At 48.5% G+C, this 16,949-nt stretch carries 15 protein-coding genes and 1 pseudogene; 4 read left to right on the top strand and 12 right to left on the bottom strand.

The window, feature by feature from the left end; genetic code table 11:
- Nucleotides 1-16: 16 nt before the first annotated feature.
- Genes V6Z81_00390 through mnmE form a run of 5 tightly spaced genes read right to left on the bottom strand, consistent with a single transcriptional unit; the run spans nucleotide 17 to nucleotide 5,765 of the window.
- The gene (locus V6Z81_00390) at nucleotides 17-988 is read right to left on the bottom strand and encodes a ParB/RepB/Spo0J family partition protein (protein ID MEG9860956.1); all 972 of its coding nucleotides are present in this window, start codon (nucleotides 986-988) and stop codon (nucleotides 17-19) included.
- Nucleotides 988-1,791, bottom strand: coding sequence for a ParA family protein (locus tag V6Z81_00385; GenBank protein ID MEG9860955.1), 804 nt, complete (start codon nucleotides 1,789-1,791; stop codon nucleotides 988-990). The genes V6Z81_00390 and V6Z81_00385 overlap by 1 nt, the downstream gene beginning before the upstream one ends.
- A 3-nt stretch (nucleotides 1,792-1,794) precedes the next feature.
- Nucleotides 1,795-2,499 (bottom strand): 16S rRNA (guanine(527)-N(7))-methyltransferase RsmG, encoded by a 705-nt coding sequence (rsmG, locus tag V6Z81_00380; protein MEG9860954.1) that lies wholly within the window; start codon nucleotides 2,497-2,499, stop codon nucleotides 1,795-1,797.
- Nucleotides 2,480-4,381 (bottom strand): tRNA uridine-5-carboxymethylaminomethyl(34) synthesis enzyme MnmG, encoded by a 1,902-nt coding sequence (mnmG, locus tag V6Z81_00375; GenBank protein ID MEG9860953.1) that lies wholly within the window; start codon nucleotides 4,379-4,381, stop codon nucleotides 2,480-2,482. The genes rsmG and mnmG overlap by 20 nt, the downstream gene beginning before the upstream one ends.
- 49 nt (nucleotides 4,382-4,430) lie before the next feature.
- Nucleotides 4,431-5,765, bottom strand: coding sequence for a tRNA uridine-5-carboxymethylaminomethyl(34) synthesis GTPase MnmE (gene mnmE, locus V6Z81_00370; protein ID MEG9860952.1), 1,335 nt, complete (start codon nucleotides 5,763-5,765; stop codon nucleotides 4,431-4,433).
- A 41-nt stretch (nucleotides 5,766-5,806) separates the two neighbouring features.
- Between mnmE and V6Z81_00365 the strand changes: the two genes are divergently transcribed.
- The 4 genes from V6Z81_00365 to V6Z81_00350 all read left to right on the top strand — a co-directional run bounded on the left by V6Z81_00365 (nucleotide 5,807) and on the right by V6Z81_00350 (nucleotide 8,573).
- Nucleotides 5,807-6,292, top strand: coding sequence for a thioredoxin domain-containing protein (locus V6Z81_00365; GenBank protein MEG9860951.1), 486 nt, complete (start codon nucleotides 5,807-5,809; stop codon nucleotides 6,290-6,292).
- 71 nt (nucleotides 6,293-6,363) lie between these two features.
- Nucleotides 6,364-6,630: a hypothetical protein gene (locus V6Z81_00360; protein MEG9860950.1), complete on the top strand. Its 267-nt coding sequence runs from the start codon at nucleotides 6,364-6,366 to the stop codon at nucleotides 6,628-6,630.
- Nucleotides 6,584-7,816: a hypothetical protein gene (locus V6Z81_00355; GenBank protein MEG9860949.1), complete on the top strand. Its 1,233-nt coding sequence runs from the start codon at nucleotides 6,584-6,586 to the stop codon at nucleotides 7,814-7,816. The genes V6Z81_00360 and V6Z81_00355 overlap by 47 nt, the downstream gene beginning before the upstream one ends.
- 58 nt (nucleotides 7,817-7,874) lie before the next feature.
- Nucleotides 7,875-8,573 (top strand): dienelactone hydrolase family protein, encoded by a 699-nt coding sequence (locus tag V6Z81_00350; GenBank protein MEG9860948.1) that lies wholly within the window; start codon nucleotides 7,875-7,877, stop codon nucleotides 8,571-8,573.
- 42 nt (nucleotides 8,574-8,615) lie between these two features.
- On the opposite strand, the gene V6Z81_00345 is transcribed toward V6Z81_00350, so the two are convergent.
- From V6Z81_00345 to hemE, 7 genes and pseudogenes are all read right to left on the bottom strand, one after another.
- Nucleotides 8,616-8,945: a type IIL restriction-modification enzyme MmeI gene (locus V6Z81_00345; protein MEG9860947.1), complete on the bottom strand. Its 330-nt coding sequence runs from the start codon at nucleotides 8,943-8,945 to the stop codon at nucleotides 8,616-8,618.
- 3 nt (nucleotides 8,946-8,948) lie between these two features.
- Nucleotides 8,949-11,444: pseudogene (locus tag V6Z81_00340) on the bottom strand (DNA methyltransferase).
- A 206-nt stretch (nucleotides 11,445-11,650) separates the two neighbouring features.
- Nucleotides 11,651-12,277 carry a hypothetical protein gene (locus tag V6Z81_00335; protein ID MEG9860946.1) on the bottom strand — a complete coding sequence of 209 codons (627 nt, stop codon included), beginning with the start codon at nucleotides 12,275-12,277 and terminating at the stop codon, nucleotides 11,651-11,653.
- A 152-nt stretch (nucleotides 12,278-12,429) separates the two neighbouring features.
- A complete protein-coding gene (rho, locus tag V6Z81_00330) occupies nucleotides 12,430-13,689 on the bottom strand; it encodes a transcription termination factor Rho (protein MEG9860945.1) in 1,260 nt (419 codons plus the stop codon).
- 328 nt (nucleotides 13,690-14,017) lie between these two features.
- Complete coding sequence (gene hemJ, locus V6Z81_00325) at nucleotides 14,018-14,476, bottom strand: protoporphyrinogen oxidase HemJ (GenBank protein MEG9860944.1); 459 nt, start codon at nucleotides 14,474-14,476, stop codon at nucleotides 14,018-14,020.
- Complete coding sequence (gene hemH / locus V6Z81_00320; protein MEG9860943.1) at nucleotides 14,473-15,561, bottom strand: ferrochelatase; 1,089 nt, start codon at nucleotides 15,559-15,561, stop codon at nucleotides 14,473-14,475. Before hemH ends, hemJ begins: the two co-directional genes overlap by 4 nt.
- Nucleotides 15,562-15,570: 9 nt before the next feature.
- Complete coding sequence (gene hemE, locus V6Z81_00315; GenBank protein ID MEG9860942.1) at nucleotides 15,571-16,629, bottom strand: uroporphyrinogen decarboxylase; 1,059 nt, start codon at nucleotides 16,627-16,629, stop codon at nucleotides 15,571-15,573.
- Nucleotides 16,630-16,949: the final 320 nt, after the last annotated feature.

Here is a 16,949-nt window from a genome sequence, read left to right as displayed (position 1 = left end):
GGCTGGCAACACCGACTTAGGTAGAGGGCGGGCTCATAAGGCGAGAATGGAGAGCATCAAACTGTTCTGTTGTGCGCCAGATAATACGCACTGCACCGCTACCGGTCTCACTGTTATGGGTCAGGGAAACAGATAAGCCCAACGCAAGGGAAAGAGAACGCTCTAGCTGCTGTATATCGGCCTCGCTCCCTTTTGCAGTGTGGGTTGTGGCAGCAGGTTTATTTTTGTCCTTGGTTTTATCTGCACGGCGTTTGGCTACAAGACGTTCTACCGCCCGAACCGATAGGCCTTGGGAGACAATTTGTCGGGCCAGATTAACCGCGTCAGAGACTCCCACCAAAGCACGGGCGTGACCGGCTGTCAGCACTCCTTCAATGAGCATTTCCTGCACCTCCGCCGGCAATGTTAATAAGCGTATCATGTTAGCTATATGAGCGCGGCTTTTGCCGATAATTTTTGCCACTTGTTCCTGAGAGTGCTTAAACTCATCCACCATTTTTCGGTAGGCCAATGCCTCTTCAACAGCATCCAAGTCGGCCCTTTGGACATTCTCAACAACCGCGACCTCAAAAGCTTCCTCATCATCCATTTCGCGGATGACCACCGGCACTTCATGACGCTGAATTTTTTGAGCCGCCCTCCAGCGCCGTTCACCGGCAATGATTTCATAGCGCTCTTCTATAGAGGGGTGTGGTCGCACCACAATGGGCTGCACCACACCATGCTCCTGAATAGATTGCGCCAAAGCCGCTAGTGCATCGTCAGTCATGTGGCGGCGTGGTTGCAAAGTGGAGGGATAAAGCCACGCTACCGGTACTGTTCTCACACCCGAACCGGAGGCGGTAGCGTGGGGCAGCTGTTCTTTATTTGCACCAATCAGAGAGGCCAGCCCGCGTCCCAACCCGCGTTCTTGGCCCCGGCCCAAGATAGAGGTTGAACTGGACGTATCCGTGTTTGCAGACTCATTATCCGTTTTTTTTGCCATCATTATCCCTTTTCATGATGCGCGTTTTCCTCGCGCATCATGAGTTCGGCAGCCAATTTCATAAAGGAACGACTTCCGGCACACTGGTGGTCGTACACCAAAACCGGCATCCCATGAGACGGGGCCTCCGATATGCGGACATTGCGAGGAATTATTGTGTCATACACTTTATCTCCCAAGACCTGACGGACATCCGTCGCCACTTGTTCGCACAAATTATTACGCTGATCATACATAGTTAGTACAATACCCTGAATGGTAAGACGTTCATTCAAATTACTACGCACCTGCTCAACGGTGCTCAGAAGTTGACTTAACCCCTCCAGCGCAAAAAACTCACTTTGTAGCGGTACCAAAATAGCATCACTGGCGGTCATAGCATTTATGGTCAAAAGGTTAAGAGAAGGGGGGCAGTCCATAAAAATATAATCATAAAAGTCTACAGCAGCACGATTCTCCGTTAGCGCCGAAGCCAATCGATGAGCACGATGTGGAGCTTCGGCCAGTTCCAGTTCCACCCCTAATAAATCAAGACTTGCGGGTATCAAATCCAGACCTGAGACGGCGGTTGACAGTATAACCTCTTTAAGGCGTATATCCTCCGTTAACAACTCATAAGACGAGAGCCTCCGTTGTTGCGGATTAACGCCAAGGCCTGTGCTGGCATTGCCTTGAGGGTCAAGGTCCAATAGCAGAACTTTTTTACCGATAGAGGCTAGTGCCGTTCCTAGATTAATAGCCACGGTAGTTTTACCAACACCACCTTTTTGGTTGGCTAACACGAGTTTTCGGGGGGCATCTGTCATGATTTACACTTTGAGGTTACGCCTTAACGGTGTAAGAATGCGACGGATTTTCAGGATTGTTGATGATGGATCCGTGCGACTCGTTAGGTGTTCTATGGTAAATTGCACCTTGTTCGTACTATATATAGTAGATTGGTTTTTTATATCTACTATATATTGACCTACAGGAAAAACCCCCACTGTATTTTCCCCAAAAAAAGGCAGCACCCATTCTAAAAGCCGGGGCAGGGGAGCGCAAGCACGTGCTGTCACTACATCTACTCCTTCTTCGAAGATGTCTATGGATTCCAGATTTTCAACCCGATCAGCATAAATCTTTGCCGGCGCGCCGGTCTGGCGGGTGACTTCCCGCAAAAAAGCGGCTTTACGGTTATCACTTTCCACAAGGGCAAAAGAAAAGGGCAAGATTGTTGCCTCATGGATACGCTCCATAGCCATAATGGCCAGCACCATAGCCGGAAAGCCTCCGCCGCTTCCCACATCTAACCAGTGACGGGCCTCTGGCGATGCCAGTGGAAACAGCTGGGCGGAATCCAACATATGCCGCCACCACAAAGAAGTTATACTTTGGGGAGAGACAAGGTTTATATGCTGATTCCAGCGCTTTAAAAGATCAATATAGCAAGCAAGACGCGCCATTGTTTCATGTGAAACATCCGTGGCGCGCTGAAAATCAAGCGGCCCAAAATCACGCCCGCTTTTTAACATGGGCCAAAAGCGCTGTTAGCGCGGCAGGTGTTACTCCCTCAATACGAGCCGCCTGTCCCAAAGTCACCGGCCGTATAGTTGCCAGTTTTTGTCGAGCCTCAGAAGATAAACCCGGAATCTGGTCATAATTCAATTTTGGCGACAGATTTAACGCCTCATCCCGCCGAAAAGCCCGAATATCTGCTACTTGCCTTTCCAAATAGCCGGAATAACACGCCTCACACTCCAATTGGGTCGCAATGGCCACCGGAATAATCTCCAACTGAGGCCAAATTTTCGCCAGACGCGCTACCGTTACCTCCGGATACGCCAACAACGCCAAACCTCCCCGCCGCCGACCATCCTGATTGATAACCAATCCATAACGACTCGCTTCATCAGGGGTCAATGATAACGCTTCCAGAGTCTGTTGCGCTTGTTCCAAAACACCCATTTTAGCGGAAAAATGAGCGGCGCGCTCCGGTCCCACCAAGCCATGGGATATCCCTAAAGGTGTTAGCCGCTGATCGGCATTATCTGCCCGCAACGTCAGGCGATATTCAGCCCGTGAGGTAAACATCCGATACGGCTCAGAAACCCCACGGGTGACCAAATCATCCACCAATACCCCCAAGTAAGCGTCGGCGCGGGAAATAATCAGCCCCTCACCATGGCCGCTGCCTCCTGCCACCGTGGACGCATTGGCCCCCGCCAATAATCCTTGAGCAGCGGCTTCTTCATAGCCTGTTGTGCCGTTAATCTGTCCTGCCAAAAACAACCCTCGTAGACGCTTCGTTTCCAGCGTTCTGTATAAAGAGCGCGGATCTACGTAATCATAATCAATAGCATAACCCGGACGTCGCACGACCGCTTTCTCAAGACCGGGAATAGTCCGCACAAAAGCCTCTTGAACTGCCGCCGGAAGAGATGTGGAAATACCATTGGGATATATGGTGTCATCATCTAACCCCTCCGGCTCAAGAAAAATCTGATGTTCATCGCGGGTAGAAAACCGCACCACCTTATCTTCAATGGACGGGCAATAGCGTGGCCCCGGACCTCCAATCTGGCCTGCATGAAGAGCCGATTTTTTTATATTTTTTATAATGATTTCATGGGTTTGTGGTGTTGTTTCCGTAATATGACATACCGTCTGAGGGGTTGTAATTTCCGTTGTCATAAAAGAAAACGGCATAGGTTTCTTATCCCCCTGTTGTACTTTAAGACGGTCAAAATCAAGAGAGCCTGCCACTAGACGAGGCGGGGTACCGGTTTTCAACCGTCCCAAAGGAAACCCCAGCTCTTCAAGAGTACGCGCCAATCCAACCGCCGGTGCGTCTCCCACTCGACCGGCAGGAATACGCTCCGAACCGATGTGAATCATACCTCTCAAAAATGTGCCCGTGGTCAAAACTACAGCGCCGGCAAAAAGCCGTGTTCCATCTACCAGCACAACTCCCGCCACATGTTCTTCTGTGTCCGGCGAGCCTTCTCTTATAATATCTTCCACCCCACCCACATGAATGCTGAGCCCCGACACTGTCGCCAGCGTCTCCTGCATGGCATGCTTATATAAAGCACGGTCAGCCTGCGCCCGGGGCCCACGCACCGCTGGCCCCCTACTACGATTCAAAAGCCTAAACTGAATACCTGCCGCATCGGCAACACGCCCCATCAAACCATCCAGCGCATCAATTTCCCGCACCAGATGTCCCTTACCCAACCCTCCTATGGCCGGATTACAAGACATTTCTCCAATAGTTTCCCACTTATGGGTTACGAGCAACGTATCAGCACCCATGCGGGCGGCAGCAGCAGCAGCCTCGCATCCTGCATGGCCCGCGCCAACGACGATAACATCAAAACGCCGCTTCGGAGTGTTATTATGTGCCCGTGCATCCACAAGTATTCTTTAGCGGAAGCCATGGAATACGTCAAAAACAGTTCGGCGATTACTTGCCGATGCAAAAATCGCGAAAAATAACGTCTAAAATATCATCCACATCTACCCGACCCACAAGACGGCCCAACGCCCGCACACCAAGCCGTACATCCTCTGCTGCCAGTTCTACTTTGGCGCTACCTCCCGATGACAAAACCTCAAGCGCCCGTGCGCATGCTCTATGTGCCGCCCCCAGCGCCTCCCGATGACGCAACCGCGTCACCACAGTACCCTCCCCTTCACCTGCCAGCTCTGTAACCGCTTGCACCAATACCTCTTCTAACATCTCTAAACCTTGACTTGTTAAAACAGATAACGGATAAGCTCCTTCTATAGTGTTGTGCCTCCCCAAATCCTGTTTGTTCACAACAACCACATCACCAGAACGGCGCAAAGCAAGAACATCCCGCGCATCCTCTACTGATGTTTCCACCGACACCATGATAAGGCGTATATCCGCCTGATCTGCCCTAACGCGCGCCCGTCGCACACCTTCCGCCTCCACACCCTCTTCAACCTCCCGCAAGCCCGCCGTATCAAACAACACAACCGGCATGCCCCCAAGATCAAGAGCAACTTCTATAACATCCCGCGTGGTGCCTGATTCGTCCGCCACAATCGCTGCTTCACGCCGCGCTAATGCATTAAGAAGGCTAGACTTACCAACATTGGGTGGACCTATGATGGCTACCTGAACACCCTCACGGATGCGCTCGCCTCCAACACGGTTCAACGTACGCTCCATATCTTCTACTACCGCCATTAAGGGAGATACAACTTCAGCTGACAAAGCCTCCGGTAAATCCTCATCAGGAAAATCGATCTCCGCCTCCAGATACGCCAACGCCTTCACCAACTGATCCCGCCAGCCATCACACAAATGTGCCAGTGCGCCGTTCATCTGACGCACCGCCTGACGATGCTGAGCTTTTGTATCAGCGGCTATCAGATCTGCCAATCCTTCCACCGCCGTTAAATCCAAGCGACCGGCTTCAAAAGCGCGGCGCGTAAAATCCCCCGGCTCTGCAAGATCAATACCCGATAACCCTGTAAGACTTTCCAAAACTCCCGCTACAACCGCCGGCCCCCCATGGACATGAAACTCGGCCATGTCCTCGCCTGTAGCGCTGGCAGGGGCAGAAAAAAACAGCACTAATCCTTTATCCAGTAGTGCACCCGCATCATCATATAAAGACCGCAACACCGCACGGCGCGGCTCTGCAGGAGATTTGCCGGTCAAGGCTTCAATGGCTGCTCCGCTTTGAGGACCGGACAGGCGTACCACTGCAATTCCTCCCTGGCCAGGAGGTGTGGACAAAGCGACAATGGTAGAGGTTTTATTCATTTATCATAACAGGATTGCATCCGACAACAGCATACGGTCAAATGAACGCTGAACCTATCATGACCCACACGGCAAGCAATCTTTTAGAACAAGAAACCAGTCCCTATCTGCGGCAGCATAAAGATAACCCTGTTCATTGGCGGCCTTGGGGGGTTGATGCCCTTGCAGCAGCGCAAGCGGACAATAAACCCATTTTACTTTCTGTAGGTTATGCGGCCTGTCATTGGTATCACATTATGGCGCATGAAAGTTTTGAAGACACTTCCGTTGCCGATGTTATGAACTGCCATTTCATCAATATAAAAGTGGACCGTGAAGAGCGTCCCGACATTGATAGCATATACATGAGCGCCCTTCATGGTTTGGGAGAGCAGGGTGGTTGGCCTTTGACCATGTTTCTCACCTCAAAGGGAGAGCCATTTTTCGGAGGTACATATTTTCCGAAAACACCTCGCTATGGACGGCCCGGTTTTGTTAATTTACTGGAGGAGATTGCCCGTCTTTATAGGGAAGCTCCGGAAAAATAGAGAAAAATTACGCTATCCTGTTGCACCATCTCTCCCGTCTTAAAGAAAGTGCACCCCCTCTTGTAGAACCCATGCAAGACCTACCTGATAAAGCAGCGCAGCGTTTGCTTACCATCATGGATCCTGTTCATGGTGGCGTTAAAGGAGCACCCAAGTTTCCTCAACCGATGATTTTAGAACTCATATGGCGGGTTGGAGTGCGCACAAATGATACAGATCTTCAAAATGCCGTCACGCGAGCTCTGGATGGTATGTGTGCAGGCGGTATTTATGATCATTTAGGGGGAGGGTTTGCACGTTATTCAACGGACGAGGAGGTGGTTAGCCTCTCATTTTGAAAAAATGCTTTACGACAATGCTCTGTTGGTCTCTCTCCTCACCACAGTGTGGCGCACCACCGGTAGGGAACATTATCGGCTACAGGTTAGTGAAACTATAGACTGGATGATACGCGAGATGACTCTGCCGGGGAGAGCGTTTGCAGCCTCTCTTGATGCGGACAGCAATGGAGGTGAAGGTAGGTTTTATACGTGGTCCTATGACGAGGTACTCTCGGTTTTAGGGGTAGATGCAGAGGATTTTTGCAAGGCCTATGACATAACTCCCCAGGGCAATTGGGAAAATGTCAACATTCTAAACCGCTTAGACATCAACACATCCCCAAAAAAAGACACAGAACTCGCAGAGGAAACAGAAAGCCGGTTTTCTGAAGCCCACGCTCGTTTGTTTGCTGTCCGCGCTCAACGCATAGCCCCTGCTTTAGACGACAAAGTGCTGGCTGACTGGAACGGTCTTGCCATCCAGGCCTTGGCGCAGGCGGGTCTTACTTTCAACAGGCCGGACTGGCTTGACGCCGCTCTCAAGGCTTTTGACTTTGTGGTCAATGCTATGATGCAAGATGGACGGTTGCATCACTCATGGTGTGCTGGAAAATGCGGCGGGCTTGCAGTCTCCGATGATTACGCCAACATGATACGCGCTGCTCTTATGCTGTTTGAGACCACCGGAGACAATAAATATCTCGCCACGGCAACAGATTGGCTTACTCTGTTTGATCATTACTATCGGGACAAAGAACGGGGAGGTTATTTTTATACCGCCTCCGATGCCGAAGCCCTCATTGTGCACACCCGTCCAACCCACGATAATGCTACCCCGGCCGCCAATGGGGTGATGGTAGATGTTTTTGCACGTCTTAACTCCCTTGATGACGAGGCAGACTGGCAAGCACGGACAGAAACTCACACACGGGCATTTTCAGGAGATTCTGCCAACAATGCTTTTGCCATGGCGGGCTTTCTTAACGGTATGGACCAACTGTTCAACGCCGTAGAGATAACTTTGTGTGGAGGAAAGGTCGCGCAATCTTTACATGCGGTTGCTCTAAAGGCCGCACCACCGGCTCATGTTGTGCGTTATGACTCCACCTCCCCTGCCGGGGTTATTATCTGCCGTGGCCAGATGTGTACGCCTCGTCTTAAGACGCCGGAGGCTATCATACAGGCGCTCAGACCCCGCTCTTGACGAGGCCTCTTTCCCCCGCCAAACTCATCTGGCAACACAAAATATGAAGGATTCACCTATGAGCGGAACATCTATAACTATCAAAGGTCGTGCCGGTTCGTTTAGCGGCTATCTGGCAACACCGGACAGCGGACGAGGTCCTGGTATTGTTGTTATTCAGGAAATATTCGGCGTTAATGCCGTCATACGTGGCATTGCCGATAATCTTGCCGGCGCAGGTTTCACAGCCCTTTGTCCGGATTTATTCTGGCGGCTTGAACCCGACATTGAACTCACAGATCAAAACGAGCAAGACTGGCAGCAAGCCTTTGACCTGTTCGGACGTTTTGATGTAGATGGTGGTGTTGATGATATCGCCGATACTATAAGTCATCTGCGCAGTCTTGATAGTTGCACAGGCAAAGTTGGCGCAGTGGGCTATTGTCTGGGAGGACTTCTGGCATACCTTACAGCCTGTCGCACCGATATCAATACCAGTGTTGGATATTACGGTGTCAACATTCAAAACTATTTAACAGAAGCAGTGCAGATAAAAAATCCCCTTATGCTCCATATAGCTTCCAAAGATGAATTCGTGCCTCCGGAGGCTCAGGCTCAGATACGCGCCGGGTTAGATAAAAATACTCACACCAGTATTCATGTTTACGAGGGCCAGGACCACGCCTTTGCACGGCAGGGCGGGGCTCATTTTGATGAAGCTGCAGCTAAACTCGCCAACAATCGTACCGCAGATTTTTTCAATACGCATATGCGTTAATCCACAGTTCATAAAAACCGTCTATTGAATTCAGTTTAAGTATCATGAATCAACTCGTGTTTTGATTTTCTTAGTAGTCTGCTTTCTTGCAATGGTCTTCTTTCCACTCTTATCTGCCAGAGGGGCTTTCATTTTTTCATACATCGCCAGCAGATGCTCTACTCTTTCACGGTCCGATGAAAAGGCCTGTTTGCGGTAAAGACCGTCGACGGAGCGGTCAAGTGCCTGATGGGCTTTACGCAACACCGATGACATCAGGTCGGGATCATACAGATCCGCTAACGTTGAATCTGGGTGCGCCGCACGGGCATCAAGCACGGCCTGAGCCAAAGGCTCCAATTTCCCTAAAACAAATTCAGAAACTGGTGGCATTGGAAAGGTGTTGTAAACCACGCCGACAGAATACATGTAACGGCTTTCCAGACGCCCTGTGACAAGGCGCATCCAAGCCATGTGCATTGACGAGGTTAAGACGCCAAATAGAGGTTTTGTAGCGCCGAGTAAAACACGGAGCTTATCACTCGGCATTAATGGCGGATTAATTCAGCCGATAGGCGCATATTGACGGCGTTCACTGCTCACCTGCGGAATCGCGAGAAATGGCTCGTCTGGAATGACTGTGACGCCGAATTCGCCTGGACTATCGGCAATCGCTTTTGTTGATATTCTCTTGCTTGCATGACGAAATTTTCGAACGGCCTCAAGGCGCCTGCTCAATCCGTTTAATTTTTTAGCTATCTGCGGTGGTATTGAAGCAGGGTGAACAATATAACGTTTTGAACCCTGAATAAATTCCCGTGCACCTATAAACGGCCGAAACCAAGATGCAAACTCAGGGTTTTCTTTCTTCAATGGATGGTATTCTTCAGAACCTATAATGAAATTTCCATCGTCAATTGGCTGAGATCCTGTAATTAATTTCGGCAAACCATTTATAGGTTGGCTCTCTTCCCGTACCGCAATGTGCGAATCAAACAAGCCGCTTGCGTCGAACAGGTAGGGTGATAGGGCAGTGTGTACACTTTCATGGGGTTCGCCGTTAATGTCATCATAGGAAAACAACCGCCGATCCTTTGGAACAGCCTTGGATTCTGTTAGCCCGATGATGACAACACGCACATGAGCCTTGCCGCGCACATCAGAACCCCAGACGAAGGTGCGATGGGCAAAGGTAATTTCCAGCTTGTAGCGCTCAAACAGGATTGGCCAAAGCTGTGCTACCTAATCACCTTGGGTTATGGAATTAGTTGACACGAAACCAATGTGTATAGACGTGCCTTTTACATACTCACCTGCCTTAATGAACCACGCAGTGACATAATCCAATGTACCCCCAGACTTGCCCAAGGCCGCAATGGCGTGAACCTGTGAGCGTTGCTCGTCCTTTTGATGCTTCGCACCACTAAAAGGTGGATTGCCCAAAATGAAACTGCATTTTGAGGGCGGCAGAACGCTGGCCCAATCTGTTTCCAGTGCATCACCATGGACAATATGCGGCGATTTCCTGAGCGGAATACGCACAAAATTCTGCCCGAACTCCAAGCTGAGCCTATTGTTCATGATGTGGTCAATCATCCACAGCGCGGTTTCAGCGATACGAACGGGAAATTCGCCAATCTCAATCCCGTAAAACTGATCGACGTTCAAAAGTGACAGATCAGCGGCGTCCAGCTCTTGCTGGTCTTCACTAGTGCGGTAAGCGCGAAGCTCGCGGATCAAATCGATCTCAAGAACCCGCAATTCACGATAGGTAATAATCAGGAAGTTGCCACAGCCGCAGGCCGGATCAAAAAATGTCAGAGCGGCCAGACGTTTATGAAATGCCTGCAATTCGACACGACGTCGACTGTCCTTGCGGACCCTGAGGCGGTCAAACTCGTCTCTAAGATCGGTTAAAAAGAGGGGCTCGATTACCTTGAGGATGTTCTTCTCGGTCGTGTAATGTGCACCTTGTGCACGACGTTCATCTTTATCCATCACCGACTGAAAAAGTGAACCGAATATCGCAGGGGATATACCAGACCAATCAAATTGACAAGCATCAATCAGCTTGCGCCGCATGACGGTATCAAAAGACGGGATCAGCAAAGGGTCACGGAATAAATCACCATTCACGTACGGAAAGCGGGCAAGATCCAAATCAAGGTTCTTGGGGCGTTTGTCTTCAGGTGTATTCAGTATCTGGAACAACTGAGATAACCAGCCGCCAAGGTCGGAACCATCCTCGCGGGTTCGGTTTTCCAGAAGGTCAAGAAAGATATCGCGCGGCTCGAAAATGCCGGTATCGTCCGCAAATAAGCAAAAAACAGTGCGGACAAGAAACTGCTCAAGATCATGGCCTGTATACCCGACATCCTCAAGTGCGTCGTGTAGTTTATCGACCAGTTCGGACGCTTGAATGTTTACCGGATCCTGATCCTTAAATGAGCGTTTCTGTACTCCAAGAATAAAACCGAATTTTTCCACATGTTTTGGCAGGTCGGCAATCGTTATTGAGAGCGCGTCATCTTCCTCCAGATCGTACAACTCAAAGCTCTGGAAGTCGCTGAGAAGAATGCAACGGGGAAGATCCGTATCTTTCAGACCCGGGAAATAATCTAACGCCTGTATCTTTGCCTTCTTAAGATTCCGCCCGATGCTTTTTTGTTCAACCAGAACGACACCTTTCCAGAACAGGTCGATAAAACCGCGCCTGTCGCCCAAATTCTTAACCGGCTCTTCAAAGCTGGCGACACGACGGACGGACACACCAAAGACCTTGAAAAAGTCGCGGTAGAAAAGCTGCGTTTGCCCCTTTTCATAGCCCTCACCTTCCCAATCCTTAGCAAAGGCAGCGGCACGGATACGAATCTCATTCCAGGACAAACGCATTTTATAGAGAGTTTCCTAGTTTTTTATTGTCTTGTGTAGCTTACACGATGCCAACCGTTCATATTCACGACCACTCTTTACATCTCCCCAAGATTGTATTGGTTATCTGTATTTAGGAACTCAAATATCCTCTTACTAAAGTAATAAAGGCCAGCCTCATATTTCCTGAGTCCGGCCTTGCTTACTTGATGCTATAAAACGGCTTGCTATTCAGCTGCTTCGCGTTTGTAGATGCTGTTTTTAGGACGCTCAAAAACCCGTTTCACCATCGGCTCGAAAGCTGACAACGGCATAGTTTCATACGATGGGTCAAACGCGTTTTGATCATATAAATGACAAAACTGCGCCGTATACTCAAAATGAGGATGGCCTCTAAACTGTTCGCGCATTTCCCGGTCAAGACCCAGATGATGGAAAAAATAATAGCCTTGAAAGATACCGTGCTTCTCAACCATCCAATGGTTTTTCTCTGAAACAAACGGCTTCAAGACAGCTGCAGCAATATCGGCATGATTATAACATCCTAGCGTGTCGCCCATATCGTGCAACAACGCACACACAACATATTCCTCATCCTTACCTGCCTTGTGAGCCAATGTCGCCGATTGTAGCGAGTGAGTTAACCGGTCAACGGCAAAACCCCCGAAATCACCATCCAGTAATTTAAGATGAGATAAAACTCTATCAGCAAGCCCCGCCTGAAAGGGATGGGCGGCGGCACCTATTTTCATCCAATCTTCCGCCGTACTATGATCCATGGCAGTAAAGACTGCACGCTCCTTGGAATCAACAGGGGAGGATACAGAAGAGGGGTAAGAGACATTGCTAACCATGATGGATACTCCTTCTCTGGTTTCTACGGACTCCATGCTCCGCTTTAGACACTGTTCCCTATTATTTCCAGATAAGGCTTGTTTGTCCAGCACAAACCGTAACTAGCACTAGCCTACAACGCTACCCATAGTCGTGGTAATTATCAGCGCTTTCATGTATTCATAGAGTCAAAGAACTCATTGTTAGTCTTGGTAGAGCGGAGTTTATCCAGCAGAAATTCAATAGCATCCACCGATCCCATAGGATTAAGAATCCGGCGCAAAATGTACATTTTCTGAAGAGCTGCTTTGTCCACCAGTAACTCCTCCTTACGGGTGCCTGATTTGAGGATATCAATTGACGGAAACACACGCTTGTCCGCTACCTTTCGGTCTAGCACCAGTTCTGAATTACCGGTTCCCTTGAACTCTTCAAAAATCACCTCGTCCATACGAGAGCCTGTGTCAATCAGCGCTGTGGATACAATCGTCAAGGATCCCCCCTCTTCTATGTTACGGGCCGCCCCAAAAAACCTCTTTGGGCGTTGCAAAGCATTGGCATCCACACCACCGGTCAACACCTTACCGGAAGAAGGCACCACCGTATTATAGGCTCTCCCTAAACGGGTGATGCTATCCAACAAAATAACAACATCACGACCATGCTCCACAAGGCGTTTGGCTTTTTCGATGACCATTTCCGCTACTTGCACGTGACGGGTGGCAGGCTCGTCAAACGTGGACGAGATAACCTCCCCCTGAACAGAGCGTTGCATATCAGTCACCTCTTCCGGACGCTCGTCAATCAACAACACAATCAGATAACATTCCGGGTGATTAGCCGTAATTGAGTGAGCTATGTTTTGCAGAAGAACTGTTTTGCCGGTGCGGGGGGGGGCTACAATAAGGGCACGCTGTCCCTTGCCCAGAGGGGCTACAATATCAATGACGCGGGTTGATAAATCTTTTTTATCATCGGTATTATCAATCTCCATGACCACTCCCTCATCGGGATACAAAGGCGTTAGATTGTCAAAATGGATTTTATGGCGGGTTTTTTCAGGGTCTTCAAAATTGATAGAGGTTACCTTGTTTAAGGCAAAATAACGCTCTCCATCGCGAGGCGCGGTGATTTCTCCTTCTGCCGTATCACCTGTGCGCAATGAAAACCGCCTTACCAGATTGGGACTTATGTAGATATCATCAGGACCGGGTAAATAGTTGGCTTCCTTTGAGCGCAAAAATCCAAAGCCGTCTTGCACAACCTCAACAACACCCTCACTGAAAATACTAACCTCCTGTTCGGCCAGTTTTTTTAATATGGCAAATATCATATCCTGTTTACGCAGGGCACTGGCATTTTCAATTTCCAGTTCTTCGGCAAAAGCTAGGAGTTCTGTTGGTTGTTTGGCCTTTAGTTCTTGCAGTTTCATTTTCTGCATAATGGTGCCTCACTTATAATTTAAGGTATGTTGTGGGGAAAATTTTTAGGGGCGTAGCACTAATGTGCCGATGACAATAGGGGGATAATCTGACCTCTAAGCATCCTGCCGGACGCATGTCGCCTAGCACATGCTTTTCGCACAGAAGCTTGACGTCAAGGAAAACAGATAAAGAAGATTATGAAAGGTATCCAAAGCGCAAATCAGAACGGCTTTTGTTTACCAGTTAGGTATCCCCTTTATATAATGATGAAAGTCTTGTTGCAAGCAAAAAATACAGAGGAAAACTGCAACCTAGAGCGCGATATTGTTTGCATGCTCAAAAAGGACGCACAATAGCCAAAACAATAACAAAGATTGCTAAAAGTGGTGGCACTTCGTTAACAAAACGGTAAAAAAGGGGACTGTAACGATTGGCATCTCTCTCAAAACCCCGCCGACAACGAGCTAAAAAACCATGAAACCCTGTTAACCCCAATAAAAAAATGATTTTCAGACAAAACCAACCCTCTCCAAAAACACTAAATCCTCCGGCCACTAAAAGCAGACCCCCTAAGAGCCACGCAACTATCATAGCCGGAGTCATAATGCCGCGTCGCAGACGCCTCTCCATAGTTTTAAACGCCACACCACGTACGGCATCATCCCCCGCTTCTGCGTGGTAGACAAACAACCTCGGCAAATAAAACAACGCCGCCATCCAAAACACAACAGCGATTACATGAAAAGCCTTAAGCCATACATACGAGTTCTCAAGAAACGTTACAACAGCGCTCATAACACAGCCTGTAGAGCATCCGCTGCACAGGGAAAGCCTGGCGTATCTTCAGGGCACATTAACCCTTCTTTCTTGACCGCACGCCTGACAAGACTCCCTAAAGCTTTTATAAACGCCGGATTTGTCCCCAAGGCCGGTACGCGTCGGTAGCTTGCAGCCCCATGAGCGTCGGCCAAATGTTTATATTCAATATCCAGTTCCACAAGGGTTTCAGAATGCTCTGAAACAAAAGATATAGGAGCTATGACAATATTTTTTTTCTCATTAGACGCACGGATAATCTCATCTTCCGTATAGGGACCAATCCATGCAAGGGGTCCTACCCGACTTTGATAACAAAGTTTCCATTCCGGGTCAGGGGAACCTGCTCTTAATGACCTCAAGGCTTTAATAACGCTCTCACACGTCTTTCTCATTTGGTGGGGATAGGGATCACCGGCGGCCACAATTCTCTCTGGCAAACCGTGTGCTGAAAATAAAAGGCGAGTGTTACTTTCAGGAGAAACGGCAAGATGGGGGACTATGAGTTCAGCATGGGCAATTATGAAATCCGGCTCTTCGGGATAGCAACACACAATATGAATATCATGAGTGGGAATGTTAAGGCCTGCACTGTAAGCAGCTTTATTCCAGTCTTGTAGAGAGGATTCCGTGGTGGTGGTTGAATAATGTGGATATAATGGCAACACAATAAGGCGGTCAGGTTTGAAGGCGGCCACCGCTTGTGCCGTTTCATAGGCGCGGGGATGCCAATATCGCATGGCAATAAACGCGCGGATTTTTACGTTGTTTACTTCTTCTGTTATGTGAGATTCAAGGGACTGGGCCTGAGCCTGAGTCTCTTTCAAAATAGGAGAGCGTCCACCTATCTCTTCGTATATAGCGCGGGCTACGGGAGCACGGCGTGTTGAAATCAACCACGCAAGGGGCAACCTCACTAAAGTCGGCGCACGGATAATTGCCCTATCTCTGAATAAATTAAACAGAAATGGACGCACAGATTTAAGACTATCCGGTCCGCCCAAATTAAGCAGAACAACTGCCCATCTCTCTTTTTCCCCTTTCTTACTTAGTTGGGCGCTCACGGTTTCCCCTCATGGCATACGTCTTATCTCATCTACCAGTTCTGCTACATGCTCTGGTGGTGTGTGAGGTAGAATACCATGGCCAAGGCCTGCAATAAAACGCAACCCATAAAGGGTTTCTCGCAATCTAGCAACGCTGGCCTCCATCACCTCACCCCCCAGTACCACCACCTCAGGGTCAATATTACCCTGAACCACTCCTAAAGGACAAAGATGCTGTGCCGCCCATGAAGGTTCAACACTAGCATCAATACTAATCCCCGAAACACCAGTCCGTTTGACATAGTCCACATAGAGATTACCAACCCCACGAGGAAATCCAATTATATCCACATGAGGGTATTTACTTCTAAGCCGTCGAACAATCTCAGCAGTAGGCTTGATAACATAAGACTCAAAATCAAATTCTGATAAATCCCCTGCCCACGTGTCAAACAACTGAATAACCTCAGCGCCTGCTTTTATCTGTCCTTCAAGATAAGGAACCGTGGCCTCAACCAACATATCTAATAAAAAGGTTAACTCCTGTGGTTTCCTAGAAGCATATGCAAGAGCAGGAGCACGGTCCTTTGTGCTTCTCCCACCAATCATATAAGTGGCAACCGTCCACGGCGCACCGGCAAAACCAATCAGAGCAACATCAGATGGAAGCTCTGATTTTACACGAGATACTGTCTCATAAACACAGTCAAGACATCCCATGACATTATCAGGAGACAATCTACTGAGAAGGGTTGGGTTACCGCTAAGAGATTCAAGAACAGGCCCAATGTTTTCTTCAAAACGTACAGACTGTCCTAACGCATATGGAACAAGAAGAATATCTGCAAAGAGAATAGCTGCATCAAAATTAAATCTCCTAATAGGCTGCAAAGTTGCTTCTGCTGCAAGAGAGGGAGTAAAACAAAAATCCAGAAAATCTTTTGCTTGTGCGCGTAATGATTTGTATTCCGGTAAGTAGCGCCCTGCTTGTCTCATAAACCATACCGGTGGAGGTCTTGAAAAATTAATTTCATCTGAGAAAACAGAATGAAAATGTTTTGTATTGTTTAGATAATGTTCTGTCATGTTTCCTTGTTATCTGTTTATCTCCTTTGTAATATATAGAGTCTTATAATATAAGGAGTAGATAGATGTGAATCCCTGTGGGTCATGTGTATATCATAAATTCTCCTGAACTTGTGTACAGCGAAGTTACGGCTTCTCATGTTTAAAAGAAGTCTTAAGTATTTTAGAACTATGTGGACAATAGGCGTAGATGGAAACTTACACGATGATTTTCATATGTTCTCTTGTCTATTTCATTGATTAATGGAGCCAATAATTAAAAGAGAGATGTGGGAAAATATGCTATAATCGTGAATTATTCTTCTCCACATTATTCCGTA

It is taken from the genome of Parvularculales bacterium, from assembly GCA_036881865.1.
Lineage (GTDB): Bacteria > Pseudomonadota > Alphaproteobacteria > JAPOUT01 > JBAJNM01 > JBAJNM01.
The sequence above is the reverse complement of the archived record's forward strand: the minus strand, read 5'-3'. Positions and strand labels throughout refer to the sequence as shown.